Origin of the sequence: Cupriavidus sp. KK10 (assembly GCF_018223725.1) — a bacterium.
GTDB classification, from domain to species: Bacteria; Pseudomonadota; Gammaproteobacteria; order Burkholderiales; family Burkholderiaceae; genus Cupriavidus; species Cupriavidus necator.
In genome coordinates, this window is the sequence record NZ_CP073677.1 from 2133901 (window position 1) to 2160070 (window position 26170).

General features: G+C 68.4%; 22 protein-coding genes. 13 read left to right on the forward strand and 9 right to left on the reverse strand.

Going from position 1 to position 26170, the window contains the following annotated elements; all coding sequences use genetic code 11:
• Nucleotides 1-101 precede the first annotated feature (101 nt).
• Nucleotides 102-833 (forward strand): BON domain-containing protein, encoded by a 732-nt coding sequence (locus KB879_RS10295; protein ID WP_013952736.1) that lies wholly within the window; start codon nucleotides 102-104, stop codon nucleotides 831-833.
• 18 nt (nucleotides 834-851) lie between these two features.
• On the opposite strand, the gene KB879_RS10300 is transcribed toward KB879_RS10295, so the two are convergent.
• Nucleotides 852-1934 carry a GlxA family transcriptional regulator gene (locus KB879_RS10300; protein ID WP_211981210.1) on the reverse strand — a complete coding sequence of 361 codons (1083 nt, stop codon included), beginning with the start codon at nucleotides 1932-1934 and terminating at the stop codon, nucleotides 852-854.
• Between the two features lie 185 nt (nucleotides 1935-2119).
• Between KB879_RS10300 and KB879_RS10305 the strand changes: the two genes are divergently transcribed.
• Together KB879_RS10305 and KB879_RS10310 are read left to right on the forward strand one after the other, a co-directional pair.
• Complete coding sequence (locus KB879_RS10305; RefSeq protein WP_211981212.1) at nucleotides 2120-3379, forward strand: M20/M25/M40 family metallo-hydrolase; 1260 nt, start codon at nucleotides 2120-2122, stop codon at nucleotides 3377-3379.
• Nucleotides 3380-3501: 122 nt separating this feature from the next.
• Nucleotides 3502-3765, forward strand: a complete 264-nt coding sequence (locus KB879_RS10310; RefSeq protein WP_013952739.1) for a hypothetical protein — start codon at nucleotides 3502-3504, stop codon at nucleotides 3763-3765.
• Between the two features lie 25 nt (nucleotides 3766-3790).
• Here KB879_RS10310 and KB879_RS10315 read toward each other — a convergent pair whose 3' ends face one another.
• Together KB879_RS10315 and KB879_RS10320 are read right to left on the reverse strand one after the other, a co-directional pair.
• Nucleotides 3791-5368 carry a phospholipase D family protein gene (locus KB879_RS10315; protein WP_211981213.1) on the reverse strand — a complete coding sequence of 526 codons (1578 nt, stop codon included), beginning with the start codon at nucleotides 5366-5368 and terminating at the stop codon, nucleotides 3791-3793.
• A gap of 175 nt (nucleotides 5369-5543) precedes the next feature.
• Entirely contained in the window at nucleotides 5544-6584 is a 1041-nt protein-coding gene (locus tag KB879_RS10320; RefSeq protein WP_013952741.1) for an ABC transporter substrate-binding protein, read from the reverse strand.
• 542 nt (nucleotides 6585-7126) lie between these two features.
• Here KB879_RS10320 and KB879_RS10325 point away from each other — a divergent pair.
• Entirely contained in the window at nucleotides 7127-8125 is a 999-nt protein-coding gene (locus KB879_RS10325; RefSeq protein WP_153953936.1) for an isopenicillin N synthase family oxygenase, read from the forward strand.
• A gap of 75 nt (nucleotides 8126-8200) precedes the next feature.
• On the opposite strand, the gene KB879_RS10330 is transcribed toward KB879_RS10325, so the two are convergent.
• Together KB879_RS10330 and KB879_RS10335 are read right to left on the reverse strand one after the other, a co-directional pair.
• On the reverse strand, nucleotides 8201-8803 hold the full coding sequence (locus KB879_RS10330) for a superoxide dismutase family protein (protein WP_211981215.1): 603 nt from the start codon (nucleotides 8801-8803) through the stop codon (nucleotides 8201-8203).
• 118 nt (nucleotides 8804-8921) lie between these two features.
• Nucleotides 8922-9857 (reverse strand): LysR family transcriptional regulator, encoded by a 936-nt coding sequence (locus tag KB879_RS10335; RefSeq protein ID WP_041228611.1) that lies wholly within the window; start codon nucleotides 9855-9857, stop codon nucleotides 8922-8924.
• A 387-nt stretch (nucleotides 9858-10244) separates the two neighbouring features.
• On the opposite strand from KB879_RS10335, the gene KB879_RS10340 reads away from it, so the two are divergent.
• From KB879_RS10340 to KB879_RS10370, 7 genes are all read left to right on the forward strand, one after another.
• A complete protein-coding gene (locus KB879_RS10340; protein ID WP_211981216.1) occupies nucleotides 10245-11210 on the forward strand; it encodes an alpha/beta hydrolase in 966 nt (321 codons plus the stop codon).
• 183 nt (nucleotides 11211-11393) lie between these two features.
• Nucleotides 11394-12644 carry an efflux RND transporter periplasmic adaptor subunit gene (locus tag KB879_RS10345; RefSeq protein ID WP_153953933.1) on the forward strand — a complete coding sequence of 417 codons (1251 nt, stop codon included), beginning with the start codon at nucleotides 11394-11396 and terminating at the stop codon, nucleotides 12642-12644.
• Nucleotides 12645-12762: 118 nt separating this feature from the next.
• A complete protein-coding gene (locus KB879_RS10350) occupies nucleotides 12763-15948 on the forward strand; it encodes an efflux RND transporter permease subunit (protein ID WP_211981217.1) in 3186 nt (1061 codons plus the stop codon).
• 11 nt (nucleotides 15949-15959) lie between these two features.
• Nucleotides 15960-17492, forward strand: a complete 1533-nt coding sequence (locus KB879_RS10355) for an efflux transporter outer membrane subunit (RefSeq protein WP_228772381.1) — start codon at nucleotides 15960-15962, stop codon at nucleotides 17490-17492.
• Between the two features lie 104 nt (nucleotides 17493-17596).
• Nucleotides 17597-18709 carry a YbhB/YbcL family Raf kinase inhibitor-like protein gene (locus KB879_RS10360; protein WP_080569585.1) on the forward strand — a complete coding sequence of 371 codons (1113 nt, stop codon included), beginning with the start codon at nucleotides 17597-17599 and terminating at the stop codon, nucleotides 18707-18709.
• A gap of 26 nt (nucleotides 18710-18735) precedes the next feature.
• The gene (locus tag KB879_RS10365; protein ID WP_013952751.1) at nucleotides 18736-19167 is read left to right on the forward strand and encodes a hypothetical protein; all 432 of its coding nucleotides are present in this window, start codon (nucleotides 18736-18738) and stop codon (nucleotides 19165-19167) included.
• Nucleotides 19168-19259: 92 nt separating this feature from the next.
• Nucleotides 19260-19727 (forward strand): DUF2127 domain-containing protein, encoded by a 468-nt coding sequence (locus tag KB879_RS10370; protein ID WP_153953931.1) that lies wholly within the window; start codon nucleotides 19260-19262, stop codon nucleotides 19725-19727.
• Here the strand turns inward: KB879_RS10370 and KB879_RS10375 are convergent.
• Nucleotides 19679-21487, reverse strand: a complete 1809-nt coding sequence (locus KB879_RS10375; RefSeq protein ID WP_211981218.1) for an ExeM/NucH family extracellular endonuclease — start codon at nucleotides 21485-21487, stop codon at nucleotides 19679-19681. The genes KB879_RS10370 and KB879_RS10375 overlap by 49 nt on opposite strands.
• A gap of 146 nt (nucleotides 21488-21633) precedes the next feature.
• Between KB879_RS10375 and KB879_RS10380 the strand changes: the two genes are divergently transcribed.
• A complete protein-coding gene (locus tag KB879_RS10380; protein WP_041228612.1) occupies nucleotides 21634-21924 on the forward strand; it encodes an antibiotic biosynthesis monooxygenase in 291 nt (96 codons plus the stop codon).
• 9 nt (nucleotides 21925-21933) lie between these two features.
• The gene (locus KB879_RS10385) at nucleotides 21934-22572 is read left to right on the forward strand and encodes a phosphatidylcholine/phosphatidylserine synthase (RefSeq protein ID WP_013952755.1); all 639 of its coding nucleotides are present in this window, start codon (nucleotides 21934-21936) and stop codon (nucleotides 22570-22572) included.
• A 13-nt stretch (nucleotides 22573-22585) separates the two neighbouring features.
• On the opposite strand, the gene KB879_RS10390 is transcribed toward KB879_RS10385, so the two are convergent.
• The 3 genes from KB879_RS10390 to KB879_RS10400 are packed head-to-tail and all read right to left on the reverse strand — an operon-like array spanning nucleotide 22586 to nucleotide 26155.
• Nucleotides 22586-24079 carry an amidohydrolase family protein gene (locus tag KB879_RS10390; protein WP_013952756.1) on the reverse strand — a complete coding sequence of 498 codons (1494 nt, stop codon included), beginning with the start codon at nucleotides 24077-24079 and terminating at the stop codon, nucleotides 22586-22588.
• Nucleotides 24080-24110: 31 nt separating this feature from the next.
• Nucleotides 24111-25103, reverse strand: a complete 993-nt coding sequence (locus KB879_RS10395) for an ABC transporter ATP-binding protein (protein ID WP_013952757.1) — start codon at nucleotides 25101-25103, stop codon at nucleotides 24111-24113.
• Nucleotides 25100-26155, reverse strand: a complete 1056-nt coding sequence (locus KB879_RS10400; RefSeq protein ID WP_153953929.1) for an ABC transporter ATP-binding protein — start codon at nucleotides 26153-26155, stop codon at nucleotides 25100-25102. The genes KB879_RS10395 and KB879_RS10400 overlap by 4 nt, the downstream gene beginning before the upstream one ends.
• Nucleotides 26156-26170 lie beyond the last annotated feature (15 nt).

Consider the following 26170-nt stretch of genomic DNA (forward strand, 5'->3'; position numbering starts at 1 on the left):
AGGGCCCCGGGGGTGAAGGAGCCTGCGGCGCCGCGCCAGGCGCGCCTGCAGGCAGGGGCGCGCGTCTTCCATCTCCAGACCAATCGGGCGAGGCGAACAAAATGCAGAGTAGCGAAGCGGTGCTGACGCAGGCGCGCGCAGCCTTGGCGCATGTGCCTTATCAGGGTCATGTCCTCCATCCTACCATCCAGTTGCGGCTTTCCGACGGCGCGCTGATCCTGGAAGGCGAGGTGGCCGATATCGTCGACAAGACCCGGGCCGCGGCGACGGTGCGGCGCGTGGACGGCGTAACCAGCGTGATTGATCACCTGCGCGTGGCCGACGGCGGCATGCAGGTCGGCGACGGCGAACTGCGCGACGCGGTGTGCGAGCGCCTGCTCAATGCCATCGATTTCCGCAATTGCAAGATCTGCGCGCGCGTCAAGGGCAAGCCCGAGGCCATGCGCGAAGCCGTGGGCGAACGCAGCGGCTGGATTGAAGTGGAAGTGCACGACGGCGTGGTAACGCTGTGGGGGCAGGTGATCAGCCTGTCGCACATGCGCCTGGCAGGGGTGCTGGCCTGGTGGTCGCGCGGCTGCCGCTGCGTGGTCAATGAACTGGTGGTGGCGCCCGCCGAAGCCGACCGCGACGATGAAATCACCGAGGCACTGATGCTGGTGCTGGAGACCGATCCCTTCGTCGATGCCGGCCAGGTCAGCGTGCATACCGAGAACCGCGTGGTGACGCTGGAAGGCTGCGTCACCAGCGAGGACACGCGGCGCCAGGCCGAGCGCGACGCATGGTACGTGCAGGGCGTGGAGAACGTGGTCAACCACATCGCCTTGCGCACCTGAGCGCAGCCCTGGGCGCGGTCACTCCCCGGTGCCGCGCCGTACCGCCGCATCTTCCATGCGCCAGTAGCGCCGCCGCGCCCGCAGCGCAAAGCGGGCGCGATAGTCTGACATTGACATGCCCGTGGTGCGCTGGAACAGCCGCCGGAACGCAGCGGCGTCGCTGTAGCCACAGGCTTCGGCAATGCCCTGCGTGCCGTGCAGCGTGACTTCCAGCAGCATGCGCGCGCGTTCCACGCGCAGGGTGTGCAGGTAGTCCAGAGGGCTCAGCCCGGTGACCTGACGGAAATGCCGCAGCAGCGTGCGTTCGCTGACCGCGGCCGCCTGGGCCACCGCGGCCAGCTTGTAGGGCTCGGACACATGTTTCTGCAGCCATTGGATGGCGCGATACACCGGGCTGTCGGCGGTGCGGCTGAGCCAGCGTTGCGACACCAGCGCCGGCACGCTGCGCTGGCGCTCGGGCTGGAACAGCATCAGCCGCGACGCCGCCTGTGCCAGGTCCGGGTCGTGCAGGTGGCCCAGCACGCGCAGCATGAATTCCACCTGCAGCGCCGGCGCCACGCACGAGAACACACGCTGGTGCACGCTCATGGCTTGGTCGCTGCCCAGGTCGCAATGCGGATACTGGCGCATCATCCAGCTCTGGTACATCCACGGCGCGCCGGTCCTGGCGCCGTCGAGCAGCCCCAGCTGCAGCGGAAAGACCATCCCCGACGAACACGCCGCGATCCAGCCGCCGGCCTGCGCATGGCGTTCCACCAGGCGCAGCGCCGCGGCATCGCGCTGCACGATCTCGCCCAGCTGCAGCGCATTGCTGGCCAGCAGGGCCGGGATCACCAGCAGCGTGCGGCGGTCCGCGGCCCGTGCGCGCCGGGTGGAGGACACCAGCCCCGGCAGGTCCGCCGCCAGCGTGCGCCCGTTGCTGCCGCACAGCTGCCAGCTCAGCGTGGGCGCGGCGTCGGGCCGCTGCAGGCTGGCGACGCCGGCCACGGTGCGGAGCACGTCGAGCGTGGTGAACAGGCTGCCCGGCATGGCTTGCGGCAGCCATAGCAGGCGGACATGCAGCGGGATGTTCTGTGACGGCTGCTCGATGGCGGCTGGCATGCCTGGGGGCGTGGTCGGGTGCATGGCGCGAGGAGTTGGCAGGATGCCGTGGCGGGATCGGCATCCGGATTGGCGATATTGATCCTCCCCTAAGGTTCTGGCAAGGGCTAGCATCGTGCAGTTGTGCCGTGGCGCTGCCCGTGCGCCGGGGCATGGCACCAACAAGACCAATCCGAGGAGATTCCATGCCGTTTTCCGTTCGCCACGTTGCCGTTGCCGCCGCCCTGACGCTTGCCGGGGCCGGCACCCTGGCCAGTGCCGCCCAGCCCGACGCCGCGCTGCTGTCCGCCGCGCAGTCGGCCCAGCCCGCGCTGGTGCAGTCGCTCAAGGAGATGGTGACGATCGAATCCGGCAGCGCCAACGCGAAGGGGCTGGCGCAGATGGCCGGCTATACCGAGAAGCGCCTGAAGGCGCTGGGCGCGAAGGTTGAACGCATGCCGGTCACCAAGGGCCCGGGCACCATGGTCAAGGCCACCTTCACCGGTACCGGCAAGCGCCGCATCATGCTGATCGCCCACATGGACACGGTGTACCCGGAAAACACGCTGGCCACGCAGCCCATCCGCGAGGAAGGCAACCGGCTCTACGGGCCGGGCATTGCCGACGACAAGGGCGGCATCGCCGTGATCCTGCATTCGCTGGAGATCCTGAAGAACCAGGGCTGGCGCGACTACGCGCAGATCACGGTGCTGTTCAACCCTGACGAAGAGGTCGGCTCGGTCGGCTCCGGCGAAGCCATTGACGCGCTGGCCGCGCAGCACGACGTAGTGCTGTCGTGCGAGCCCACCGCGGCCAAGGATGTGGTCAAGGCCGAGTCGCTGCTGCTGGGTGCCTCTGGCACCGCCACTGCCACCATGCAGGTCAAGGGCCGCGCATCCCACGCCGGCGCCGCGCCGGAGCGCGGCCGCAATGCGCTGATCGAACTCGCCCACCAGCTGCAGCAGACGCGCGACACCGCCAGCCAGGTGCCGGGCTCGCAGCTGAATTGGACCCAGGCGCAGGCCGGCACGGTGCGCAACCAGATCCCGGAAAGCGCTGTCGCCTACGGCGATGTGCGCACCACCGCGGCCGGCGCTGCCGAGAAGCTGAAGGTGGCGCTGCAGGAAAAGGCCAAGTCCAGCCAGCTGGTGCCGGAGACGCAGACCACGGTGACGATGGAAGAGGGCCGCCCGCCGTTCGTGGCCGACGCGCGCGGCCGCGCGCTGGCCAAGCGCGCGCAAGAGATCTACGCCGAGCTGGACGGCCGCACGCTGGCCCTGGCCGAAGGCACCGGCGGCGCCACTGACGCCAGCTATGCCGCGCGCTCGGGCAAGCCCGCGGTGGTGGAAAGCTTTGGGCTGGCCGGCTTCGGCTATCACGCCCGCGACGAGTACATCGAACTGGACTCGATCGTGCCGCGCCTGTACCTGATGACCCGCATCCTGCAGGATATCGGGCGCAACTGAGGCGGTGCCGCCAGGCCTGCGCTGCCAGCGCCTGGTTGCCTCTCCCGGCAAGCCTGCTACAGTGTCATGGCTGCCCGCATGCGGCGGCCATGACAAAAGAGAGATTGCAGGGGGAGACGGAGATGAACCGCAAAGGCTTGCTGGACGCGGCCACGGCACTGGAAGACCTGGCCGCCGGCCGCACGCCCGAACCCGCGCAGGTGGCCGCCGGCGCCGCCGCGCTGGAAAAAATCCATGCCGATTATCCAGCCTGGCGTGACGTTGGCGATGCCTTGTTTGGCCTTAAGGCGCTTGCCGGCGGCAGCGGCATGGCGCTGGACACCAAGGGGCGCCAGCGCGCCGGCCGGCTGGCCGATGTGGTGCGCAGCCTGCTCGACCAGATCTGACGGGCCGCGCTCCCGGGTACCCGTTCTACAGCATCGACTCGATCGGCAGAATCGACATGAACCAGATGCTTAGCCGGCGCCACCAGCTGGTGTTCGGCTCGGTGTCGTGGCGGATGACTTCATCGTCGCGCCGTTCCAGCCAGTACAGCTTGCCGGTTTCATCTAGCCTGACCTGGTAGGCCGCGCTCGGCACCACGCTGGCAAAGGTGGATTCGATCCGGCCAGCCAGCTCCGGGCTGTCGATGACGAAGCCCAGTTCGGTGTTGATGGTGGCCGAGCGCGGGTCGAAATTGAACGAGCCCACGAAGACCCGGGTGCCGTCGACGGCAAAGGTCTTGGCGTGCAGGCTGGAGCCCGAGCTGCCGAAGGGGCCGGCGCGCTCTTCCTTCTTGCCGGGCGCGGCCGAGCGCCGCAGCTCATACAGGTCCACGCCGGCTTCCAGCAGCGCCTTGCGCCGCTTGGCATAGCCCGAATGCACGGCGGCCACGTCGGTGGCTTCCAGCGCATTGGTCAGCACGCGCACCGCCACGCCGCGCTTTGCCATATCGGCGAAATAGGACGTGCCGCCCGTCGATGGCACGAAGTAGGGCGAGACCAGGTCAAGCTCGCGCTGCGGGTCGCCCAGGATTTCACGCAGCTGGTGCGCCACCATGGTGTCGCGCGACGCCTCGCCGAGCGCCTTGGCGGGGTTGTCGCTGACCATGCGCGTTGTTGCCCACTGGAACTGCAGCGTGCCGTTCAGCATCCGCTGCACGTCGGGCAGGTCGCGCACTGCGGCGAGGTAGGCGGTGGCAGCCGGATTCTGCTCGACGGCGCGGGCATTGCTGGCCAGCGCCTGCAGCCGTTCCACGCTGACGGGCGGCACCAGCCGGTCCACCGGGTAGGCCGACGCACTGGACCAGTAGCGGTCGAAATCGTGCGCCACGTCGCCGGCGGCGGGGCCCACGGCGATCACGTCGAGGTCGGCAAACAGCACGCCATTGGTGGCGCCGAAGTATTCGTCGCCGACATTGCGCCCGCCGATGATGGTGGCGACGCCATCGGCGGTGAAGGACTTGTTGTGCATGCGCCGGTTCAGGCGCCGGAAATCCGTCAGGAAATTGAGCGTCTTGGGGTGGCGGATCACGAACGGGTTGAAGATCCGCACCTCGACCTGCGGATGCGCGTCCATGGCCGCCAGCAATTCGTCCAGGCCGGCGATGCCGTTGTCGTCCAGCAGCAGGCGCACGCGCACGCCGCGGTCGGCGGCTTCATGCAACGTTTCCAGCAACAGGGTGCCGGTCAGGTCGTCGCGCCAGATGTAGTACTGCACGTCGAGCGTGCGCTGCGCGGTGCGTGCCAGATGCACGCGCGCCGCAAAGGCGGCGTAGGCATTCTCGAGCGGATGGATGCCGCTCAGGCCCGGATGGCGCGTCACTTCGCCGGCCACCGCCTGGCCCAGCGGCGTGGCCTGGGATTCGGCAGGCGTAAGCGCAGAGGATTCAGTGCGGTGATCCAGCGGCGGCAAGGCGCAGCCGCCGAGCAGGGCAGCGCAGCACAGCAGCAGCGAATTGGCGCGCAGGCGGCGGTGGGGGGCGAACGCGGCGTCTGTCGGCGATGGCATGACGGGTCCTTGCGGACCCCTCGCGGGGTCCTGATCGTTACGGCAATTCCGTCATGTTGCCATGCCGCGCGGGCGGCGGGCTTAATTACGCACCGGGAGCGTGAAGTGGCGGGGCGCCACCGGGCTCCGGCGCATCGCTCAGGCCAGGGACGGGATAGACACGGGCGTGCTCTCCTTACGCCTTGAGGCGGCGGTCCGACGGCGCGGGCAGGAACTGGTCAGTCCAGATGTCCGCCACCGTCAGCGGCGCCTTGATGCCGAAGGCGCCGACGGTTTCATCCAGCGTTGCCTGCAGCCGTGCCGGCGTGGCCGCGCCCCAGCCGTCGCGCCGGGTGTCGGGCGTCTTCATGGTGCCGTCGACGATCAGGCGCAGGCGCTCCGTCTCCAGCGCCTGGTCGGCCAGCGGCTCACGCGCCTTGACCGCGGCACCGCCCGCGGCGGGATCGGCAATGGCGTCGAGCCAGCCGCGGGTCGAGGCCTTGACGAAGGCCTTCATCACCTCCGGATCGGATGTCATGCTCTTGCGGTTGGCCACCAGCCCGTTGCCGTAGGACTTCATGCCATAGTCCGAGAAGCGGAACACCGTGATCTTCTCTGGCCCCATGCCGCGCGCCTTCAGGTTCAGCAGGCCGGTGAAGAAAAAATAGGCGGCGGCATCGAAGTCGCCCTTGACGAAGCGCGTGTCGCCGATATCGGGCGTGACGCTCTCCCACTTCACGCCGCCGGGGTCGAAGCCCTGCGCCCTGGCGAAGACAGGGAACAGCTTGCGCGAGGCATTGAACGGCTGGCCCAGGATGGACTTGCCGGCCAGGTCCGCGGGCCTGACGATGCCGCTGCCCTTGCGCACCAGGATCGCGTTCGGATTCAGGTCGTACTGGATGGCCACCGCCTTGAGCGCGGCGGACGGGTTGGTGGTGTTGAATTCGATCATCGCCGCCAGGTCGGCCGAGGCGCAGTCATAGGCGCCGCCCGCGACCAGGCTGATGGCCGAAGCCGAGCCGTTGCCAGTATCGATGGTGACGTCGAGCCCGGCGTCCTTGTAGTAGCCGCGCTGGTGCGCCAGCAGGAACCCCGCGCCCGAGGCTTCCACCTTCCAGCCGAGATTGAACTTGAACTTCTGCAGCGAGCCCGCCGCGCGGACATGGGGCACCGCGAACGGGGCGGCGGCAAGCAGGGCGGTGGCGCCAGTGGCGCGCAGGAAGGAACGGCGACGCATGTCTTTCTCCGGAACGAATGTCACTGGACGATGCGTGCGCGGGCGGCTGGCGCGGGTGCAGAAGGAGAGCGTGGCCTCCCGAGACGCCGGCACCACGCCGCGCCGGCATGCGGCCAGGGCATGCGCGGGGACCGTGCACATCATCGGGAGCAATTTCCGGGCGGCGTGCCGCTGAACGCTTCTACTCCGTTGCGGTTTCAGCAGGATCCGTGCCGGGCGCTGCGCGGCGCCATGCACCAAGCCGTTGCCCGGCATGCGCCATCACAGCGCAATCCCCGGCGCAATGCTGCGATCCCGGTGCAAAACCCCTGGCCCGGAACCTGCATAACCTCAGGCAAGAGTAGAAGCGTTCACCATCCCCGCGGCGCGTCGCAGACGCACGCCGGATGGCCGGGAATTGCTCTTGAAGTCCGTGCCCCTCGCCATCGCGCAGGCTGGCACAGGCGACCTCAGGAGCGCGTTGTCCCGGCGTGCGTTGCCATGGGTGGTCTGCCTGTGCCGGCGAGGGGCCAATCCCTGACCCGCATTGCACAAGGAACACCATGAGCCAACCAGACACCGCCTACGCCCTGGCCGAACTCCACCGCGAATCGCGCATGGGCGCGTTCGGTTCGGAAACCCGCCAGCGCGAGATCCGCCGCATCGACCTGTCCGACTACGCGCGGCGCAAGGCGCAAATCGCCGATGAACTGTGGAAGGCATCGGTCGACGTCGGCTTCTTCCAGATCGCCAACCACGGCATCGACCTGGCCAGGGTGCGCGAAGCCTTCGCCATGACCGAGCACTTCTTCGCGCTGCCCGACGCCGTCAAGGCGCAATACCCGCTGCAGAAGGCCAACAACGCCGGCTGGGAAAGCCGCGCGCAGGTGCGCCCCTCGACCGGCACCCCGGACCAGAAGGAGTCCTACCAGATCACGCGCCCGCATATGGCCGGGCTGTGGCCCGGCGATGACGAACTGGAAGGCTTCCGCGCCACCATGCTTGCCTTCGAGGCGCAATGCTGGGAGGTGGGCATGAAGGTGCTGTCGTGCTTTGCCGGCAAGCTCGGCTTTGCCAGCGACTTCTTCACGCAGGCGCACGATCCGCGGGCGCCGGACTACCAGAGCACGCTACGGCTGCTGCACTACTACGCGATCCCGCCCGAACTGCGCGACAAGCTGGACCTCTGGCGCGCCGGCGCGCATACGGATTTCGATTGCCTGACGCTGCTGTTCCAGCGCCCCGGCCAGGGCGGCCTGCAGGTCTGCCCCGGCAAGGAGATGGAGGCGCAGGCATGGACCCCGATCGAGCCGGACGAGGAAGTCATCACCTGCAATATCGGCGACATGCTGATGCGCTGGAGCGACGACCGGCTGCCGTCGAACTTCCACCGCGTGCGCAATCCCGCGCCGGATGAATACATGGGTCCGCGCTACAGCATGGCGTTCTTCTGCCAGGCCAACCGCAGTGCGATGATCGAAGGGCCCGGCGGCAAGTATCCGCCGATCAGCGCGGGGGATTACCTGCGGCAGCGGGTGAATGCGAATTTCAAGGGGTATTGAGGCAGCGAGTGATTGTCGCTGCCGAGGGAGAACACCGGCGGGCTTGTCAAAGCCCGCCGGCCGTTTGTGACGCGATCACGAAGCCGCCACCACGCCGCAAGCAATCCGCCCGCCCGCATTCCCGGTCGGCTGCGTCTTGTAGTCGTCCGGGTCCTTGTGTACCACCACCGCGCGGCCGATCACGCCGTTGGCGCCCGTGCCAACGGTCAGGTCCGGCAGCAGCATGCTGACGCGCACGTTGCCGTTGGCGTCCGCGGTGACGTTGTTCATGTCGCCGGCGTGGTGGTCGGGCATGGTCATCTGGCCGTGGGGCTTGCCGGTCGGGTTGAAGTGGCCGCCCGCGCTCATCGCGTCAGGCGCCGAGCAGTCGCCCTTCTCATGGACGTGGAAGCCGTGCACCGAGCTGGGCGGCAGGCCGGTGATCGCCGCGGTCATCATCACGCCGCCCGGCTGCTGCTGGAAGTTCACGGTGCCGGCGGTATTGGTGCCGCTCTTGGGCTGGAGCGTGGCCGTCGCCCTAGCGCTGGCGCTGGCGCTGGCGCTGGTGCTGGTGCTGGTGCTGGTGCTGGCGCCGGACGCGCTGGCTGCAGACGAGGAGGTCTTGCCGGAGCCGGCGCAGCCGGCCAGTGCAATGGTCGCTGCAATGCAGGCCGCCAGGGGGGTAAGCACTTGTTTCATCGGACTCCTCTTCTTGTCGTGATTTCGGAAAAAACAGTATAGGCTGGCCGGCGCCAGGCCGATTTCCGGTTTTGTCCTACATACCGCACTAGACTGCGGCCACTAGCCTATCACGCCATCAGGCCGCGACCGCCAGCCGCTGCTGTGCCGCACCAAAGTGCGGGTGGCGCGAGAACAGGTCCGCTGCCCAGTTGACGAACACCCGCACCTTGGCCGACAGGTGCCGGTTCTGCGGATACATCGCCGAGATCGGCAGTTCTTCGGTCTGCCAGTCGGTCATGATCTCCACCAGCCGGCCGCTGGCCACATAGGGCTCGGCCATGGCGCGCGAGACCCGTGCCACGCCGTGGCCTTCCAGCGCGCAGCCCATGTAGACATCGGCATCGTTGGTGGAAATGGCCGATGGCAGCAACACCTCGCTGCGCTCCATGCCGCGCGCCATGGGCCACGGCATCTCACGGCCGGTGCGGTTGGACAGGAAATTGACCGCCTTGTGCTGGGCCAGCTCGGCCAGGTCGTGTGGGGTGCCGAAGCGGTTCAGGTAGATCGGCGAGGCGTAGAACGCCAGTTGCACATGGCCGATGCGGCGGGCCACCATGGATTCCTCGACCGGCGTGCCCACGCGCAGCACCACGTCCACGCCTTCCTGCAGCAGGTCGATCGGCTTGCCGTTGATGGTCAGGTTCAGCTTCAGGTCCGGGTAGGCCTGGAAGAATTCATGCAGGTGGGGCACCAGCACCAGCTGCGCCAGCCCCGCGGTGGTGTCCACCGACAGCGTGCCGCGCGGCGAGTTATTCTGCCGCGTCAGCGACTGCTCGGCCTCCTCGACATCGGCCAGGATGCGCACGCACCGTTCGTAATAGGCCGCGCCGTCGTTGGTCACGCTGATGCGGCGCGTGGTCCGGTGCAGCAGCTTGACGCCCAGGTGGGTTTCCAGGTTCTGGATCAGGCGGGTCAGCGTGGCCTTGGGCAAGTCCATCGATTCCGCGGCGCGCGCAAAGCTGCCGACGTCCACGACCCGGGTGAATGCCTGCATTGATACGAGACGGTCCATGATGAGGTTCCGACGATAGATCCGAACGGCGTGCCGCGCGCGCTCGTGACGCACGTGGCCATGCTGGTTGTTGTTGTGGGGAGTCTGCGGGCTGGCTGGTACTGGGACTGCGCGCTGGCTGGGCGCGGGTTCCGGCATGGATTCTGATCGGGCGCGCACCGGCCTGGCAGACCGCCACGCGTGCCGAGAGCCGCAGTGAATCACAAAATCCAAGACCTTGTCATGCGTGGGGATATGCCGTTTCAGTGGCATGACGAGGCGGTTTGAGATTATTCCAATCCCGGAACAGTGCATTGGCGATCTCTCGCTTTATCCCATCCTCGTCAATCACCATAATCCGTTGCATCGCAACACTCAAGCGCATTGTTTCTTTCGTGCGCCAATGCCATGTCCCAGAAGCCAGGCCAACGCCCTGATGCAGCCAGCGCCGCCACTGCCCCCACGGCAGCCGGGCAGGGGCAGGCGCGCGTGGCCGAGCATATGGTGACCAGCGACGGGCGCGAGATCCTGGTGCGGGTGTGCTACCCGGCGGGCTATCCGGCGCCGGGTGCCGAGGGCGCGCCCCTGCTGCCCTGGCTGGTGTACCTGCATGCCGGCGGCTTTGTCGAAGGCGGCCTGGAACACGCATGCAAGCTGGTGCAGGACCTGGCCACCACGGTGCCGGCGGTGGTGGTAACGCCGGCGTATTCGCTGGCGCCGGACCATCCGTTCCCGGCGGCGCCGGAGGACGCGCACAGCACGGTGCAGTGGGTGCTGCGCAATGCCCGGCGCCTGAAGCTGGACAAGACCCGCTTTGCGCTGGTGGGCGAGGAGGCCGGGGGCAACCTGGCGATCGCGCTGGCGCAGATGCTGCGCGACCGCGGCACCGCGCAACCGCGCGGGCAATGGCTGATCCGCCCGGTGACGGACCCGTGCCTGCAGCATGCCTCTTGCGCGGGGTTCGACGGCGGGCAGGTGCCGATGGACACCCTGCGGCGCTTGGCCGACAACTATCGCGACTACCTGCCGACGCCGGCGGATACGGTGCATCCGTATGCCGCCCCGGCGCTGGCCTCGCGCCTGGCCGGGCTGCCGCCCACGCTGGTCCAGGTGGCTGAATACGACGCGCTGCGTGCCGAGGGCGAAGCCTTCGCCGGGCGCCTGGCCAAGGCCGGTGTGCCGGCCCAGGCCATGATCATGCCCGGCGCCTGCGGCGACGGCGTGGAAGAGGCCCATGACAGCTGTCAGGCATGGGTCGACGAAGGTGCGCGGTTCCTGCGGCGATGTCTGGCCGCGGCCGACGATACCTCATCCCTGACTGAACGCCGCGCTGACGCCAACGCCAGCCGGCCTGGAGCCAAGCCCGCCGGCTGAGCCGCTCCAGACAACCGCCAGCCGGCTCTGTTTCGGCCAGAGCCAGGACCGCCGCAATACGCAAGCGGTCCTAAGTCCGACCATCAGTTTGGCCATGGTTCCGGTCAGCCCACGCGGACCGGCAGGCGGCGTTCGGCCATTTGCTTTTCCGGTTGAAGAAAACCCGATCCAGGAGTTTGAGAAATGCAGCAGCAGAAACGACGTACCCTGATTGCCCTCGCCATCGTCTTGGTGCTGGGCGCCGGCGTGGCCGGCTCGATCCTGCGCCCGTGGCATAGCGGTGAAGCTCATGCCAACACCCCGCCGCCCGCGCCGGCGATTGAAGTGGCCGCTGTGGTCGGCCAGACCATCACCGAGTGGGACGAGTTCTCCGGACGGATCGAGGCCGTGGAGCGCGTAGAGATCCGTCCGCGCGTCGGCGGCACCATTGACGCCGTGCACTTCCGCGAAGGCGCGCTGGTGAAGAAGGGTGATCCGCTCTTCACCATTGACCCGCGTCCTTATGCCGCGGAAGTCGCCCGTGCCGACGCCGCGCTGGCCGCGGCGCAGGTGCGCGCCGCCCACGCGCAGAGCGAACAGACGCGCGCCCAGCGGCTGCTGGATGACAACGCCATCTCGAAGCGCGAGTTCGACGAGCGCATCAACGCGGCCCGCGAAACCGGTGCCAACGTGCGCGCCGCGCAGGCGCAGCTGGAAACCGCACGCCTGAACCTGGCCTACACTCGCATCACCGCGCCGGTGGCCGGGCGCGTGTCGCGCGCCGAGATCACCGTCGGCAACCTGGTGGCACCGGGCGCGGCCTCGCCGGCGCTGACCACGGTGGTATCGGTGTCGCCGGTCTATGCCAGCTTCGAGATCGACGAGCAGAGCTACCTGCGCTACACCGCGCCGGGTGCCGGCGGTGGCCAGCCCAACCTGCCGGTCTACCTGGGCCTGGCCAACGAGGACGGCAATCCGCATGAGGGCAAGATCCAGTCGGTCGACAACCGCCTGGACCCGCGCAGCGGCACCATCCGCGTACGCGCGGTGTTCCAGAACGAAGACGGACGCCTGCTGCCGGGCCTGTACGCCAAGGTCAAGCTGGGCGGCGGCGCGCCGCATGCGGCGGTGCTGGTCAATGACCGCGCCGTCGGCACCGACCAGGGCAAGAAGTTCGTGCTGGTGGTCGACAAGACCAACAAGCTGGTCTACCGCGAAGTGGAACTGGGGCCCAACCATGACGGCCTGCGCGTGGTGCGCAAGGGCCTGAAGCCGGGCGAGACCATCGTCGTCAATGGCCTGCAGCGCGTGCGCCCGGGCGACACGGTCCAGCCCAAGCCGGTGGCCATGGCCTTCCGCAGCGAACTGGAACCGCGCGGCACCACGCCCGACCGCAAGCAGGCCGCCAGCGGCAAGGCCAGTGCCGAAGGCGACGACGGCAAGCCCGTGATCTGATCCCCGGACCCGAGCAACCAGCACAGCCAGACAACTCCAGCGCTCCCCGTGATGTGGATGGCGCCCGCTTCGGCGGGCCGCCAGGGGAGCCGCTACGCCAACGCAGGCAGAGACCAAGATGAATCTCTCTAAATTCTTTATCGACCGCCCCATCTTCGCGGGGGTGCTGTCGGTGCTGATCTTCCTGATTGGCGCCATATCGATGTTCAAGTTACCGATCTCGGAGTACCCGGAAGTGGTGCCGCCGTCGGTGGTGGTGCGTGCGCAGTTTCCGGGCGCCAACCCCAAGGTGATTGCCGAGACGGTGGCTTCGCCGCTGGAAGAGCAGATCAACGGCGTCGAGGACATGCTGTACATGTCTTCGCAGTCCAACAGCGACGGCCTGCTCACGCTGACCGTGACCTTCAAGCTGGGCACCGACCCGGACAAGGCCCAGCAGCTGGTGCAGAACCGCGTCTCGCAGGCCGAGCCGCGCCTGCCGGAAGACGTGCGCCGGCTGGGCATCACCACGGTCAAGAGCTCGCCGGACCTGACCATGGTGGTCCACCTGGTCTCGCCCAACGACCGCTATGACATGACCTACCTGCGCAATTACGCGGTGATCAACGTCAAGGACCGGCTGGCGCGCCTGCAGGGCGTGGGCCAGGTGCAGCTGTTCGGCTCAGGCGACTACGCCATGCGCGTGTGGCTGAACCCCGAGAAGATGGCCGAGCGCCAGCTTGCCACCAGCGACGTGGTCAAGGCCATCCGCGAGCAGAACGTGCAGGTGGCGGCCGGCGTGATCGGCCAGTCGCCGGCGCTGCCGGGCGCGGACCTGCAGCTGTCGGTCAATGCGCAGGGCCGCCTGAGCACGGTGGAGGAGTTCGGCGACATCGTCGTGCGCACTTCCGCCGACGGTGCCGTCACCTACCTGAAGGACGTTGCCCGCATCGAGCTGGGCGCGTCGGAATACGCGCTGCGCTCGCTGCTGGACAACAAGCCGGCGGTGGCCATCCCCATCTTCCAGGCGCCGGGCTCCAACGCCATCCAGATCTCCGATGACGTGCGCAAGACCATGGAGGAGCTGAAGCAGAACTTCCCGGACGGCATCGACTACAGCATCGTCTACGACCCCACGCAGTTCGTGCGCCACTCGATCGAGGCAGTGACGCATACGCTGTTCGAGGCCATCGCGCTGGTGGTGCTGGTGGTGATCCTGTTCCTGCAGACCTGGCGCGCGTCGATCATCCCGCTGCTGGCGGTGCCGGTGTCGATCGTAGGTACCTTCGGGCTGATGCATGCGTTCGGCTTTTCGATCAACGCGCTGTCGCTGTTCGGGCTGGTGCTGGCGATTGGTATCGTCGTCGATGACGCGATCGTGGTGGTGGAAAACGTCGAGCGCAATATCGAAGAGGGGCTGACGCCGAAGGAGGCCACCTACAAGGCCATGCGCGAAGTCAGCGGCCCCATCATCGCCATCGCGCTGACGCTGATCGCCGTGTTCGTGCCGTTGGCCTTCATGACGGGCCTGACCGGCCAGTTCTACAAGCAGTTCGCGCTGACCATCTCGATCTCGACCATCATCTCGGCGTTCAACTCGCTGACGCTGTCGCCGGCGCTGTCGGCACTGCTGCTCAAGGGCCATGACGCGCCCAAGGACTGGCTGTCGCGCTGGATGGACCGCGTGTTCGGCGGCTTCTTCAAGCGCTTCAACCGCTTCTTCGGCCGCAGCGCTGAAAGCTATGGCCGTGGCGTGAAGGGCGTGATCCGCCGCAAGGGCTCGGTATTCGGGGTCTACGCGGTGATGCTGGTGCTGACCTGGGGCGTGTTCCAGCTGGTGCCCAAGGGCTTTGTGCCGGCGCAGGACAAGCAGTACCTGGTGGGCTTTGCCAAGCTGCCGGACGGCGCCACGCTGGACCGCACCGAGGACGTGATCCGCAAGATGAGCGACATCGCGCTCAAGCATCCGGGCGTGGAATCGGCGGTGGCCTTCCCGGGCCTGTCGATCAACGGCTTCACCAACAGCCCGAGTGCCGGCATCGTGTTCGCCACGCTCAAGCCGTTCGAGGAGCGCAAGACCAAGGAACTGTCCGGCGCGGCGATTGCGGCCGACCTGAACCAGAAGTACGCGGCCGTCCAGGATGCCTTTATCGCGGTGTTCCCGCCGCCGCCCGTGCAGGGCCTGGGCACCATCGGCGGCTTCAAGCTGATGATCGAGGACCGTGCCGCGCTGGGCTATGACGCGCTGTTCGAGGCCACCAACGCGTTTGCCAACAAGGCGCGCGCCACGCCCGAGCTGAGCGGCATCTTCAGCAACTACCAGGTCAACGTGCCGCAGCTCGACGTCAAGCTGGACCGCGTCAAGGCCAAGCAGCTGGGCGTGCCGGTGACCGAGGTGTTCGACACGCTGCAGACCTACCTGGGCTCGGCCTATGTCAACGACTTCAACAAGTTCGGCCGGACCTACCAGGTCAAGGTGCAGGCAGACGCGCCGTTCCGCGCCCATGCCGAGGACATCCTGCAGCTGAAGACGCGCAACGCCGCCGGCGACATGGTGCCGCTGTCGTCGCTGGTGCAGGTCAAGCAAGGCTTTGGTCCGGACAGCGTGGTGCGCTACAACGGCTTTACCGCCGCCGACATGAACGGCGGGCCCGCGCCCGGGTTCTCGTCGGGCCAGGCCCAGGCCGCGGCCGAGCGCATTGCCGCCGAGACGCTGCCCAAGGGCATGAAGTTCGAATGGACCGAGCTGACCTACCAGGACATCCTGGCCGGCAATGCGGGGGTGTGGATCTTCCCGCTGTGCGTGCTGCTGGTGTTCCTGGTGCTGGCTGCCCAGTATGAAAGCCTGACGCTGCCGCTGGCGGTGATCCTGATCGTGCCGATGAGCCTGCTGGCGGCGATGACCGGGGTGTGGCTCACGCGTGGGGACAACAACATCTTCACGCAGATCGGCTTCATCGTGCTGGTCGGCTTGTCAGCGAAGAACGCGATTCTGATCGTGGAGTTTGCGCGCGAGCTGGAGCATCACGGCCGCACCGTGGTGCAGGCCGCGATCGAAGCCAGCCGCCTGCGCCTGCGCCCGATCCTGATGACCTCGTTCGCTTTCATCATGGGGGTGGTGCCGCTGGTGATCTCCACCGGCGCCGGCTCCGAGATGCGCCATGCCATGGGCGTGGCAGTGTTCGCGGGCATGCTCGGCGTGACCTTCTTCGGGCTGTTCCTGACGCCGGTGTTCTATGTGGCGCTGCGCCTGCTGGCCACGCGCGGCCAGCGCCGCGCGGCTACGCAAGAGCAAAGCGCGCAACTGACTGCATCGGCTGAATAATGGTGATCAACATGAATGCCCCTGCATTTTCGACAACAAATTGGCTGCCTAAGCTGGCGACACTGGCGGCAGCGCTAGTCCTTGCGGGTTGCTCGCTGGCCCCGACTTACAAAGTGCCCGAAACGGCCACCGTGCCGGCCTTCAAGGAGGCCGAGGCCGCCCAGGCCGAAGGCGCGCAATGGAAGACCGCGACGCCGGCCGAAGGCCAGCATCGCGGCGAATGGTGGAAGATCTTCGGCGATGCCGAACTGGACCGCCTGATCGACGCGGCTGGCAGCTCCAACCAGGATCTGGCGATTGCCGCTGCCCGCCTGAAGCAGGCACGCGCCTTCACGGGTGCCACTGAGGCGGACCTCTACCCGCAACTGAGCGTCGGGCTGGACCCGACGCGCAGCCAGCCGTCGGCGGCCTCGCAGGGTCTGCCCGACGGCACGCGGGTCTCGCCGCAGACGGTGCTGAAGGCACGCGCCTTCGCCAGCTATGAGCTTGACCTGTTCGGCCGTGTCGCGTCCAGCGTCAATGCCGCCCGCGCCGAAGGCGAGGCCGCGGAGGACCTGTATCGGTCGGTGCAGCTGGCGCTGCAGGCCGACGTGGCGCAGGCGTACTTTGCGCTGCGCACGCTGGACAGCGAGCGCGACCTGCTCAACGCCACCATCAGGCTGCGCGAGGATGCGCTGTCGCTGCTGAAGAAGCGCTATGACGCCGGTGAAACCACCGACCTCGATCCCGCCCGTGCCGAAGCTGAACTCGGCACCGCGCGCGCGGACCTGGCCGGCATCGAGCGCCGCCGCGCCAACCAGGAGCATGCGCTGGCGGTGCTGACCGGCGTGCCGCCGGCGGCATTCTCGCTGCCGGCGCGCCCGTTCGACGCCGCGCCGATCGCGGTTCCCGCCGGGCTGCCGTCCGAACTGCTGGAGCGGCGCCCCGACATCGCCGCGGCGGAACGCCAGATGGCCGCGGCCAACGCGCGCATCGGCGTTGCCAAGGCGGCGTTCTTCCCGCGCATCACGCTGACCGGGCTGTTCGGCTTTGAATCGGCGGACCTGTCGAACCTGTTCAAGTGGTCGTCGCGCACCTGGATGCTGGGGCCGCTGATCGGCTCCACCATCGCACAGACCGTGTTCGATGGCGGCCGCAACAGCGCCAACCTCGCCGGTGCCCGTGCCGCGCATGAGGAAACCGTGGCCGGCTACCGGCAGACCGTGCTGGTGGCGTTCCGCGAGGTGGAAGACAGCCTGGCGGACGTGCGCTGGCTCAGCCAGCAGGCCGGCGCGCTGGACGGCGCACTTGGCGGCGCCCGGCGCGCAGCGCGGATCTCGCGCAGCCGCTATGACGCCGGCGCGGTCGATTACCTGACGGTGATCGATGCCGACCGCACCGTGCTGCAGTCGCAGCGCGAGGCCAACCAGGTGGCCGGCCTGCGCGCTGCCGCAACGGTGTCGCTGATCCGCCGGCTGGGCGGCGGCTGGGGCCCGCTGCCGGAGACGGTGGCGGCCGTGCCGGCGCCGGCGGCCGAGGGCGCGCCGGCCTCACAGGCCCGCTAAGCCGCGCGGGACTGGCGCGATGCTTCCCAGTCACTACACTGGAAGCATCGCGCCATGCGTACGGGATGCACGGGTGCGCCCCGGATGCGTCCTGTCCCGCCGCCATGCTTGTTCGACACAGGAAACCGTTCTGGGGACTGATCTTCGCCGCGATCACCGTGGGCATGCTGCTGGCGCCGCTGCCCTGGTCCGACCGCACCGCCATCCATGACGAGGTGGTGATTGCCCGCCCGGCGGCCCAGGTGTTCGACTACGTGTCGACGCCGCGGCACTGGCCGGAATGGCATCCGGCCTCGCTTGGGGTGGCGGGAGCGACCGACCATCCGCTGGGGCAGGGCGAGCGCGTGACCGAGACCTTTATGGTCGCGCAGCGCGGTGGCGCGGTGGTCTGGACCGTTATCGAAAGCCAGCGGCCGCGCACGTGGTCGATCGAGGGCGTGGCCGACGGGCGCAGGGTCGGCACCATCACCTACCGGCTTACGCCCGCCATGACGCCGTCGCTGACCCCATCGGCCGAACGCACGCGCATCGAGCGGGAATTCCGCTACCGGTCGCCTACGCTGCTCTTTGCGCTGATCAACCGCCTGATGTTGCGCGAGCGCGTCCAGGCCGAGTCCACCGTAGCCGTGCGCCGGCTCAAGGCGCTGCTGGAGGCGCCCGCTGCTGCCATCGCCTTGCGCGAGGCACCGATCCGGCCTAAGTTGGAGCCATCCCTCAATGCGTCCAGCGAGGCCCGTATGCCGTTCCAGCTGCAATCGACCGCATTCGCCCCGGGTGGCGAGATCCCCGCAGAGCACACCTGCGAAGGCGCCGATATTTCCCCGCCGCTTGCCTGGACCGGCCTGCCGCCCGGCACGGCCAGCCTGGCGCTGATCGTCGACGATCCCGATGCCCCCGATCCCGCCGCGCCGAAAATGACATGGGTCCACTGGCTGCTCTACAACCTGCCGGCCCATGCCGAGGCGCTGCCGGGGGACATCGGCAAGGCCGGGCTGCCCGCCGGCACGCGCGACGGGCTGAACGACTGGCACCGCGCCGGCTATGGCGGCCCATGCCCGCCGATCGGCCGGCACCGCTACTTCTTCAAGCTCTATGCGCTGAACGCGGCGTTGCCGGACCTGGGGATGCCTGACAAGGCGGCGCTGGAGCGGGCGATGCGGGGCCATATCCTGGCCACCGCAGAGTTGATCGGCACTTACCAGAAGCTGCAGCGCTAGGACGCGGTGCGGCCGGAGGCTACATCATGTCGCACCGAATGCTTCGCCTCGATGCCCGTGGGCCGTGGTGGCGGCTGGCGGCTGTCGTGGCGCTGGCACTGCTGGCCGTGGCCGGCCCGCTTCGCGCCCAGCCACATGAATCCGGCCCGATCACCATCGGCGGTTCGGCGCAGGTGCAGGGGCCGCTGACCGTGCACGGCAAGCTGGTTGTCGCCGGACACGTCTATGCCAGCGGTCCGCTCACCGCGGCGTACTTCACCGGACCCGCCAGCGCGCGCGGGCTGCCGTACGGCGGCGGCTATCTCAAGGTCTTCAACGGCCCGGTGACGGTGCATGGCGACATGGTGGTCAGGGGCGATCTGAGCGTGGCCGGCCCGCTGACCGTGGACGGCCCCATTGCCGCCAGCGGCGGCATCGATGCCGACGGGCCGATGCGCGAGCGCGAATACGGACGCTGAAAGCGCGCACCGGCGCCATGCAGGCTGCGGCATTGCCTGCCAGTGTTGCACAATACCGGCTTTGCAATTCTTGCATCGACCGGGGACACCGCATGGCAAAGCAGGGCGCACTGGGCCTGAGGGGCATCGCATTGTTTGAAGCCGCCAAGGGCTTGCTGGTGATCGTGGCCGGCCTGGGCCTGGCTGCACTGCTGCACCGCGACGCCCAGGCGCTGGCGGAAGCCATCATCCAGCGCATTCACGTCAACCCGGCCAGCCGCTATCCCACCATCTTCCTGTCCTTGCTTGCGCATCCCGACAACGCGCGCCTGTGGGCCATCGGCGGCTCTGCCGCGGTCTATGCGCTGATGCGCTTTGCCGAAGCGTACGGGCTCTGGCGCGGGCTTGCATGGGGCAACTGGATCGGGGTGTGGTCTGGCGGCATCTACATTCCGCTGGAACTGTACGAGGCCCTGGTCCACCCCAGCTGGCTGCATGGCACGCTGGCGGCAGCCAACCTGCTGGTGGTGCTTTACCTGGCGCGGGGGCTGCTGGCGAAGTCGACCACCAAGGGGTCGTGATCTGACGAACGGTAGGGGTCGGGCGCGTAGTGGCCCGGCACCGCAGGCGCACCCGGCGCCGGGGCGTAGGAGAAGGCCGGGGGCTCGTCGGCATTGATATGCCAGGCATGCACGGCGATGACATGCCGGGCCGCGACGGCATCGGCAAGCACATGATCGAGATAGCCGGCCTGGCCATTGTAGACGTAGCTGTAGGCCGGCTTGCCGGCGAATTCCGCAACCATGTCGGCGTAGCCGTGGCGCGCCAGCACGCGCACGGGGTCTTCCATCGCATAGCTGTTCAGGTCGCCGATCACCAGCACGCCCGCGCCGGGCACGCCCGTCGGCGTCGCGCCCAGCCATTCGGCCAGCGCGTGGGCGGCCTGCACGCGCGCGGGATTCCAGCAACCCTGGCCATCGCCCTGGTCGGCCTGCGTGCCGGTGGCTTCGGTGCACGTCTTGGATTTGAAATGATTGACCACGACCGTGACCGGCGCGCCGCCAGCTGTCGCGCGGAAGGTGCCGGCCAGCGGCTGGCGGCTGCGCTCGCCCAGCCAGGTGGTGGCCGCACGCCCGGCGGGCACGGCGGTGCGGGCGTTGTACAGCAGGCCGACCGCAATGGCATCGCTGCCAAGCGCCGGCGTGCCGGCGTCGAGCACGCGCCAGTCCGGCCCGAGCCGCGTGGCCAGTTGGCGGATTGCGCTGTACTGGCCGTAGCCGTCGTTTTCTGCCTCCATCACGCCGATCACGTCCGCATCCAGCCCCCTCAGCGCGGCGAGCAGCTTGGCTTGCTGGCGCGCCAGCGCCTCGGCGCCCTGCGCGCCGCGGTTGCCGGGGGCATCGAAGCCGCCGCCCTGGCCGTCACCGTTGAAGTAGTTCTGCAGATTGAAGGCGGCCACGCGCAGCGTGGTGGCCGGATGTCTTGACGGCGCGCCGCGGCGCGGGTTGGTGGCCTGGAACACCGGCGCGCTCGCACCGGGCACCGGCTGCACGCGCCACTGCCCGTGGCGTTTTTCCAGCACCCCCTGGACGCCGCTGACCGTGTCCCCGGCACGCACCGGATGGTCCGCGGCCAGGCGCGGTGGCGGGTAGGGCACCGCGGCGGGATACTGGCGCGTCGAGCCATCGTCAAGCAACAGCCGGTTGCGGGCGTTGGCGGCGGCGGCTTGCCTGGCGGCCGTGCCCGGCAGTGCCTGTTGCGTCGGTGCGATGGGCCGGCCGTCGCTCAGCGCCAAGGTGCCATAGCGACCAAGTTCATGGGTGTCGGCAACCGTCAGCGTCTGCGGCAGGCGCACCAGCATGCCTTCACGCGCGGCAAGACCGGATTCGCCGGCGACCGGCAAGGTCACCGTCTGCGGCGTCACCGCCATGCCGCGCGCGCACACCGCCTGCGGGCCGGACAGCACCAGCTGCGTCTGCCCGAATTTCTCTTCGACCCTTCCGGACACGCGCACCATGTCGCCGGCGCGTGCCGTGGTGCGTGGCGCATAGACGAACAGGCCTTCCGACACGCCGGGCCGGTGCAGGCGTTGCGCGTCCGCGGTCTGCAGGAAGAAACCGCGCAGGCCGCCATCGCCGCTGAAGTCCGCGGTGACGACGGCCTCTACCTCCACCACGCTGCCCGCGAGCGGTGACGTCGCGGCAGCACTCTGGATCTCGGCAATCGGCGTCGCAGGCGTGCCGCATGGCTGCGATGCAGCATGCGCGCCCGCCATGCAGGTCAAGGCGAGGGCGGGCAATACGGCCCGGGCGAGGTGGCGCTTGCGCAGGGACAATCGCATGGCGTTATCGGCAGGTAGTGGCAGGGTGGACGATGCTAACCGCCGCGTGTAACGGAATGCTTGCAGCAGGCACGCGGGCCCGCGATCGTGCTAAGGTAGCAGACACCCGCCGGTGCGCCGGCTTCTACTCCATTGGTAAAACCACCATGATCAAGGAAATCGCACAACTCACCATCAAGCCCGGCATGGACAAGCAGCTGGAGCAGGGCGTGAGCCAGGCCACGCCGCTGTTCCTGCGCTCGCGCGGCTGCCACGGCGTGCAGCTGTTCCGCTCGATCGAGCAGCCGGAACACTACACGCTGGTGGTGGAATGGGAGACGGTGGAAGACCACATGGTCCATTTCCGCGAGTCGCCCGAGTTCCAGCAATGGCGAGCCCTGGTGGGCGAAACCTTTGCCGCGCCGCCGAACGTGCATCACGTGGCCAAGGTCCTGTAAGCGCGCACCATGAGCACCCGGCCGGAACGTCCCCGCCATTTCTCGATGCTGCGCGAGCTGCAGCTGGCCGATGTCTTTACGCTGGGCAACGCGGCCTGCGGCATGGGGTCGGTGTTCTTCGCCATGTTCTACGTGGCCGACCAGCAGCTGTCGCATTTCTTCACGGCGGCGGCGCTGGCGCCGCTGGCCTTTATCTTCGATGTGCTGGACGGCCGCATCGCGCGCTGGCGCCATGCGCATTCTGCGCTGGGGCGCGAGCTGGATTCGCTGGCCGACGTGATCTCGTTCGGCGTCGGGCCGGCCACGCTGGCCTTTGCCGCCGGCATGCGCGGCGGCTGGGACCTGGCCGTGCTGATCTACTTTGTCTGCTGCGGCGTGAGCCGGCTGGCGCGCTTCAACGTCACCGCCGAATCGCTGGCCGAGGGCAGCGACAGCGGCAAGGTGGCCTACTTCGAAGGCACGCCGATCCCGACCAGCGTGCTGCTGACCGCGGTGCTGGCATGGTGCGCCTGGCAAGGCCAGCTGGGCGGCGAGCTGCCGGGCGGCGCGTGGGTGCTGGGACCCACGGTGCTGCATCCGCTGGTGCTGCTGTTCGCGCTGTCGGGCACGCTGATGGTCAGCAAGACGCTGCGCATTCCCAAGTTCTGATCCGCCGGGGGCCTCAGGCAGGCACCGCGTTTCCCGCCTCAGGGCCTGCTGGCCGCGTGATGACCTGCCCGTTGCGCGACCCGCTGTGCGCGCCGTGCTGCCAGGTAATGGCGCCGTTGACGATCACGGTGTCGATGCCTTCGGCTGGCCGGGTGGGGGTCTCGTAACTGGCGGCATCGCGCACGTTGGCCGCATCGAAAACGACGATGTCGGCATGGTGGCCCACGGAGAGCGTACCGCGCCGGTGCAGGCCGAAGTTGCGCGCCGTCAGCCCGGTCATTTTCCAGACCGCCGTCTCCAGCGGGAACAGGCCGACCTCGCGGCAGTAGTGCCCCAGTACGCGCGGGAAGGTGCCCCACAGGCGCGGATGCGGGCTGGTGCCGACGGGGATGCCGTCTGAGCCGATCATGGTTTCGTCGAAGGCAAGGATGCGCTGGACGTCGTCCTCGTCCATCTGGAAGTAGATCGCGGTGCCCGGCTGCAGGCGGCGCGCGGCTTCTTCCTTGGGCACGCCCCATTCCCTGGCGATGTCGTCGAGGTCGCGGCCCGCGCATTCGGGGTGCGGCTGGCTGGCGGCGATCAGCACCCGGCCGTCGAGCATGCCGCGGTCGGTGCGGATCATGGTGGAGCCGGCCGTGTACGGGTAGCAGTCGAGCGACACGCACTGGTGCTTCATGGCCTCGCGGATAAAGGGCAGGGTTACCTGGCTCATGCCAAAGTTGGCCTGCCTCTGCACCTTGTGGTGCGACACCACCACCGGCACGTCGAGCTCGCGGCCGATGCGGAAGGTCTCGTCGAGCGAGGCCATGACGTGGTCGGACTCGTCGCGCATATGCGTGACGTAGAGTGCCTTGCGGGCACTGAGCGGCCGGCAGACTTCAATGATCTCCTCGGTCGTCGCCATGGCGGCGGGCGGGTAGAAGGTGCCGGTCGACAGGCCGATCGCGCCGGCTTGCATGGCCTCCTCGACCAGCGCCTGCATGGCGGCGATCTCTTTGGCATCGGCTGGCCGGTCCAGCGCCGCCATGGTGACCGCGCGCAAGGTGGAATGCCCGACCATGGCGGCTACATTGACCGAGCTCGGCATGGTACGCAGCGCGTCGAGGTAGGCGGCGAAGGTGGTGAAGCGGCCTTGCTCCGGTGTGTCGATCAGGCTCAGCGGCATCGGCAAATCCATGTCGGCACGCAGCGGCGCGGCGCTGATGCCGCAGTTGCCGGCGATCACGGTGGTGACGCCCTGCGAGACCTTGAACGGCATGTTGGGTTGCGACAGCACCGCCTGGTCATCATGCGTGTGCGCGTCGATAAAGCCTGGGGCGACGATCAGGCCCGTTGCATCCAGCACCCGGTCGGCCGTGTGCCCGCCGAGGTCGCCGATCGCCGCGATGCAGCCGTCGCGCACGCCGATATCGGCGCTGAAGCGAGGTGCCTTGCTGCCGTCGATCACGGTGCCGCCGGCGATCAGCAGGTCATAGTGCGTGGCGTGTGCAGAGGTGGGGTCGGACATGGGATTCCTTTCCTGGACTGGAGCGTATCGGTCAGCGGAAATGGCAGGCCACCAGGTGGATGCCGGTGGCGGAGGGACGTTCGGTCAGCAAGGGGGCCTGCTCCTTGCAGCGGGCTTGCGCATGCGGGCAGCGCGTGTGGAAGCGGCAGCCCGCCGGCGGATTGGCCGGGCTGGGCGGATCGCCCTGCAGCAGCAGGCGCCGGGCGGGCTTGCGCGGGTCGGGCACCGGCACGGCGGACAGCAGGATCTCCGTATAGGGGTGGCGCGGCGCCGAGAACAAGGTGTCGCGGTCGGCCAGTTCGACGATCTGGCCGAGGTACATCACGGCGACCCGGTGGCTGATATGGCGTACCACGGCCAGGTCGTGCGCGACGAACAGGTAGGCGATGCCGAACTCGGCCTGCAGGTCCATCAGCAGGTTGACCACCTGCGCCTGGACGGAGACATCGAGCGCAGATACCGGCTCGTCGCAGACGATGAGCTTTGGGTTCAGTGCCAACGCGCGCGCGATGCCCAGCCGCTGGCGCTGGCCGCCGGAGAACTCGTGCGGGAACTTGCGCACGGCTTCGGGCCGCAGGCCGACCTTGCTGAACAGCCATTGCACGCGCTCGTTACGCTCGGCACGCGACTGCAGGCCGAAGTTGCGCAGCGGCTCGCCCACGATCTCGCCCGCCGTCAGCCGCGGGCTGAGCGAGGCATAGGGGTCCTGGAAGATGATCTGCAGGTCGCGCCGGCGCTGCCGCATGGCGCTTGCCGGCAGGCCCAGCAGTTCCTCGCCGTCGAGCTGCACCGAGCCTGAAGTCGGCTCGATCAGGCGCAGCACCGACTTGGCAGTGGTGGTCTTGCCGCAGCCGGATTCGCCGACCAGCGAGAGCGTCTCGCCGCGCTCCACGGTGAAGGACACGCCGTCCACAGCCTGGATCGGAGGCCTGCCCGGTGCCAGCCAGCGCCGCGGTGCGAGGTAGTGTTTCTTCAGGCAGTCGACCTTGAGCAGGGGCGTTGGCGTGGCGGAGGTCGTGATCATGCGATGGCTTCCTGGGCTTGTGGGTTGCATTCGATGCGGCCTTCCTCGACGGCGAAGCAGGCCACCGCATGGTCGCCGCCGTGGCGTGTGAGCTGCGGCAGCTCGCGCGCGCAGCGCGCGTTGGCATGCGTGCAGCGTGCCGCGAAGGCACAGCCGCGGCGCGCTTCCTGTGGCGATGGCACCAGGCCGGGGATCTCGGCCAGGCGCCGGCTGCGGGTGTTCATCGATGGCATTGATGCCATCAATGCGCGGGTGTAGGGGTGCAGCGGGCGGTCGAACAGCTCAGTGACGCTGGCTTCCTCGACCTTGAGCCCGGCGTACATCACGATCACGCGGTCGCAGCATTCGGCCACCACGCCCAGGTCGTGCGTGATCATCACCACGCCCATGCCCAGTTCCTGCTGCAGGCGGCGGATCAGGTCCAGGATCTGCGCCTGGATGGTCACATCGAGCGCCGTGGTGGGTTCGTCGGCAATCAGCACCTCGGGATTGCAGGCCAGCGCCAGCGCGATCATCACACGCTGGCGCATGCCGCCCGAAAGCTGGTGCGGGTACTCGTTGACGCGGCGTTCGGGCTCGGGGATCTGCACCAGCCGCAGCATTTCCACTGCGCGCCGGAGCGCGACGGCGCGGCTCGCGCCCTGGTGCAGTTGCACGGTTTCGGCAATCTGGCGGCCAATCGTCAGCACCGGGTTCAGCGAGGTCATCGGCTCCTGGAAGATCATCGAGACGCGATTGCCGCGGATGCGGCGCATCTCGCGTTCGCTGAGCTGCAACAGGTCCGTGCCGCGCAGCCGCACAGCGCCGCGGATGCGTGCCGGCGGCGTGGGCAGCAGCCGCATGATGGACAGCGCTGTCACGCTCTTGCCGCAGCCTGACTCGCCCACCACGCCCAGCGTCTGGCCGGCGCGCACGGTGTACGAGACGCCGTTGACCGAGCGGGCCGGCCCGGTGAGCGTGTCGAAATGCGTATGGAGATCCTCCACTTCGAGCAGCGGCTCGCCCGTGGCCGGCGTAACGTGGGACAGCGCGCGCGACATCGTGATGGTCATGGTTGCGCTCCCGGA

Coding starts and splice junctions, on each gene's coding strand:
- KB879_RS10335 (WP_041228611.1), bottom strand. CDS start 9,857: ATGGACCGTCTCGTATCAATGCAGGCATTCACCCGGGTCGTGGACGTC.
- KB879_RS10400 (WP_153953929.1), bottom strand. CDS start 26,155: ATGACCATCACGATGTCGCGCGCGCTGTCCCACGTTACGCCGGCCACG.
- KB879_RS10345 (WP_153953933.1), top strand. CDS start 11,394: ATGCAGCAGCAGAAACGACGTACCCTGATTGCCCTCGCCATCGTCTTG.
- KB879_RS10295 (WP_013952736.1), top strand. CDS start 102: ATGCAGAGTAGCGAAGCGGTGCTGACGCAGGCGCGCGCAGCCTTGGCG.
- KB879_RS10360 (WP_080569585.1), top strand. CDS start 17,597: ATGCTTGTTCGACACAGGAAACCGTTCTGGGGACTGATCTTCGCCGCG.
- KB879_RS10310 (WP_013952739.1), top strand. CDS start 3,502: ATGAACCGCAAAGGCTTGCTGGACGCGGCCACGGCACTGGAAGACCTG.
- KB879_RS10355 (WP_228772381.1), top strand. CDS start 15,960: ATGAATGCCCCTGCATTTTCGACAACAAATTGGCTGCCTAAGCTGGCG.
- KB879_RS10390 (WP_013952756.1), bottom strand. CDS start 24,079: ATGTCCGACCCCACCTCTGCACACGCCACGCACTATGACCTGCTGATC.
- KB879_RS10325 (WP_153953936.1), top strand. CDS start 7,127: ATGAGCCAACCAGACACCGCCTACGCCCTGGCCGAACTCCACCGCGAA.
- KB879_RS10315 (WP_211981213.1), bottom strand. CDS start 5,368: ATGCCATCGCCGACAGACGCCGCGTTCGCCCCCCACCGCCGCCTGCGC.
- KB879_RS10375 (WP_211981218.1), bottom strand. CDS start 21,487: ATGCGATTGTCCCTGCGCAAGCGCCACCTCGCCCGGGCCGTATTGCCC.
- KB879_RS10395 (WP_013952757.1), bottom strand. CDS start 25,103: ATGATCACGACCTCCGCCACGCCAACGCCCCTGCTCAAGGTCGACTGC.
- KB879_RS10380 (WP_041228612.1), top strand. CDS start 21,634: ATGATCAAGGAAATCGCACAACTCACCATCAAGCCCGGCATGGACAAG.
- KB879_RS10300 (WP_211981210.1), bottom strand. CDS start 1,934: ATGCCAGCCGCCATCGAGCAGCCGTCACAGAACATCCCGCTGCATGTC.
- KB879_RS10320 (WP_013952741.1), bottom strand. CDS start 6,584: ATGCGTCGCCGTTCCTTCCTGCGCGCCACTGGCGCCACCGCCCTGCTT.
- KB879_RS10370 (WP_153953931.1), top strand. CDS start 19,260: ATGGCAAAGCAGGGCGCACTGGGCCTGAGGGGCATCGCATTGTTTGAA.
- KB879_RS10365 (WP_013952751.1), top strand. CDS start 18,736: ATGTCGCACCGAATGCTTCGCCTCGATGCCCGTGGGCCGTGGTGGCGG.
- KB879_RS10305 (WP_211981212.1), top strand. CDS start 2,120: ATGCCGTTTTCCGTTCGCCACGTTGCCGTTGCCGCCGCCCTGACGCTT.
- KB879_RS10385 (WP_013952755.1), top strand. CDS start 21,934: ATGAGCACCCGGCCGGAACGTCCCCGCCATTTCTCGATGCTGCGCGAG.
- KB879_RS10330 (WP_211981215.1), bottom strand. CDS start 8,803: ATGAAACAAGTGCTTACCCCCCTGGCGGCCTGCATTGCAGCGACCATT.
- KB879_RS10340 (WP_211981216.1), top strand. CDS start 10,245: ATGTCCCAGAAGCCAGGCCAACGCCCTGATGCAGCCAGCGCCGCCACT.
- KB879_RS10350 (WP_211981217.1), top strand. CDS start 12,763: ATGAATCTCTCTAAATTCTTTATCGACCGCCCCATCTTCGCGGGGGTG.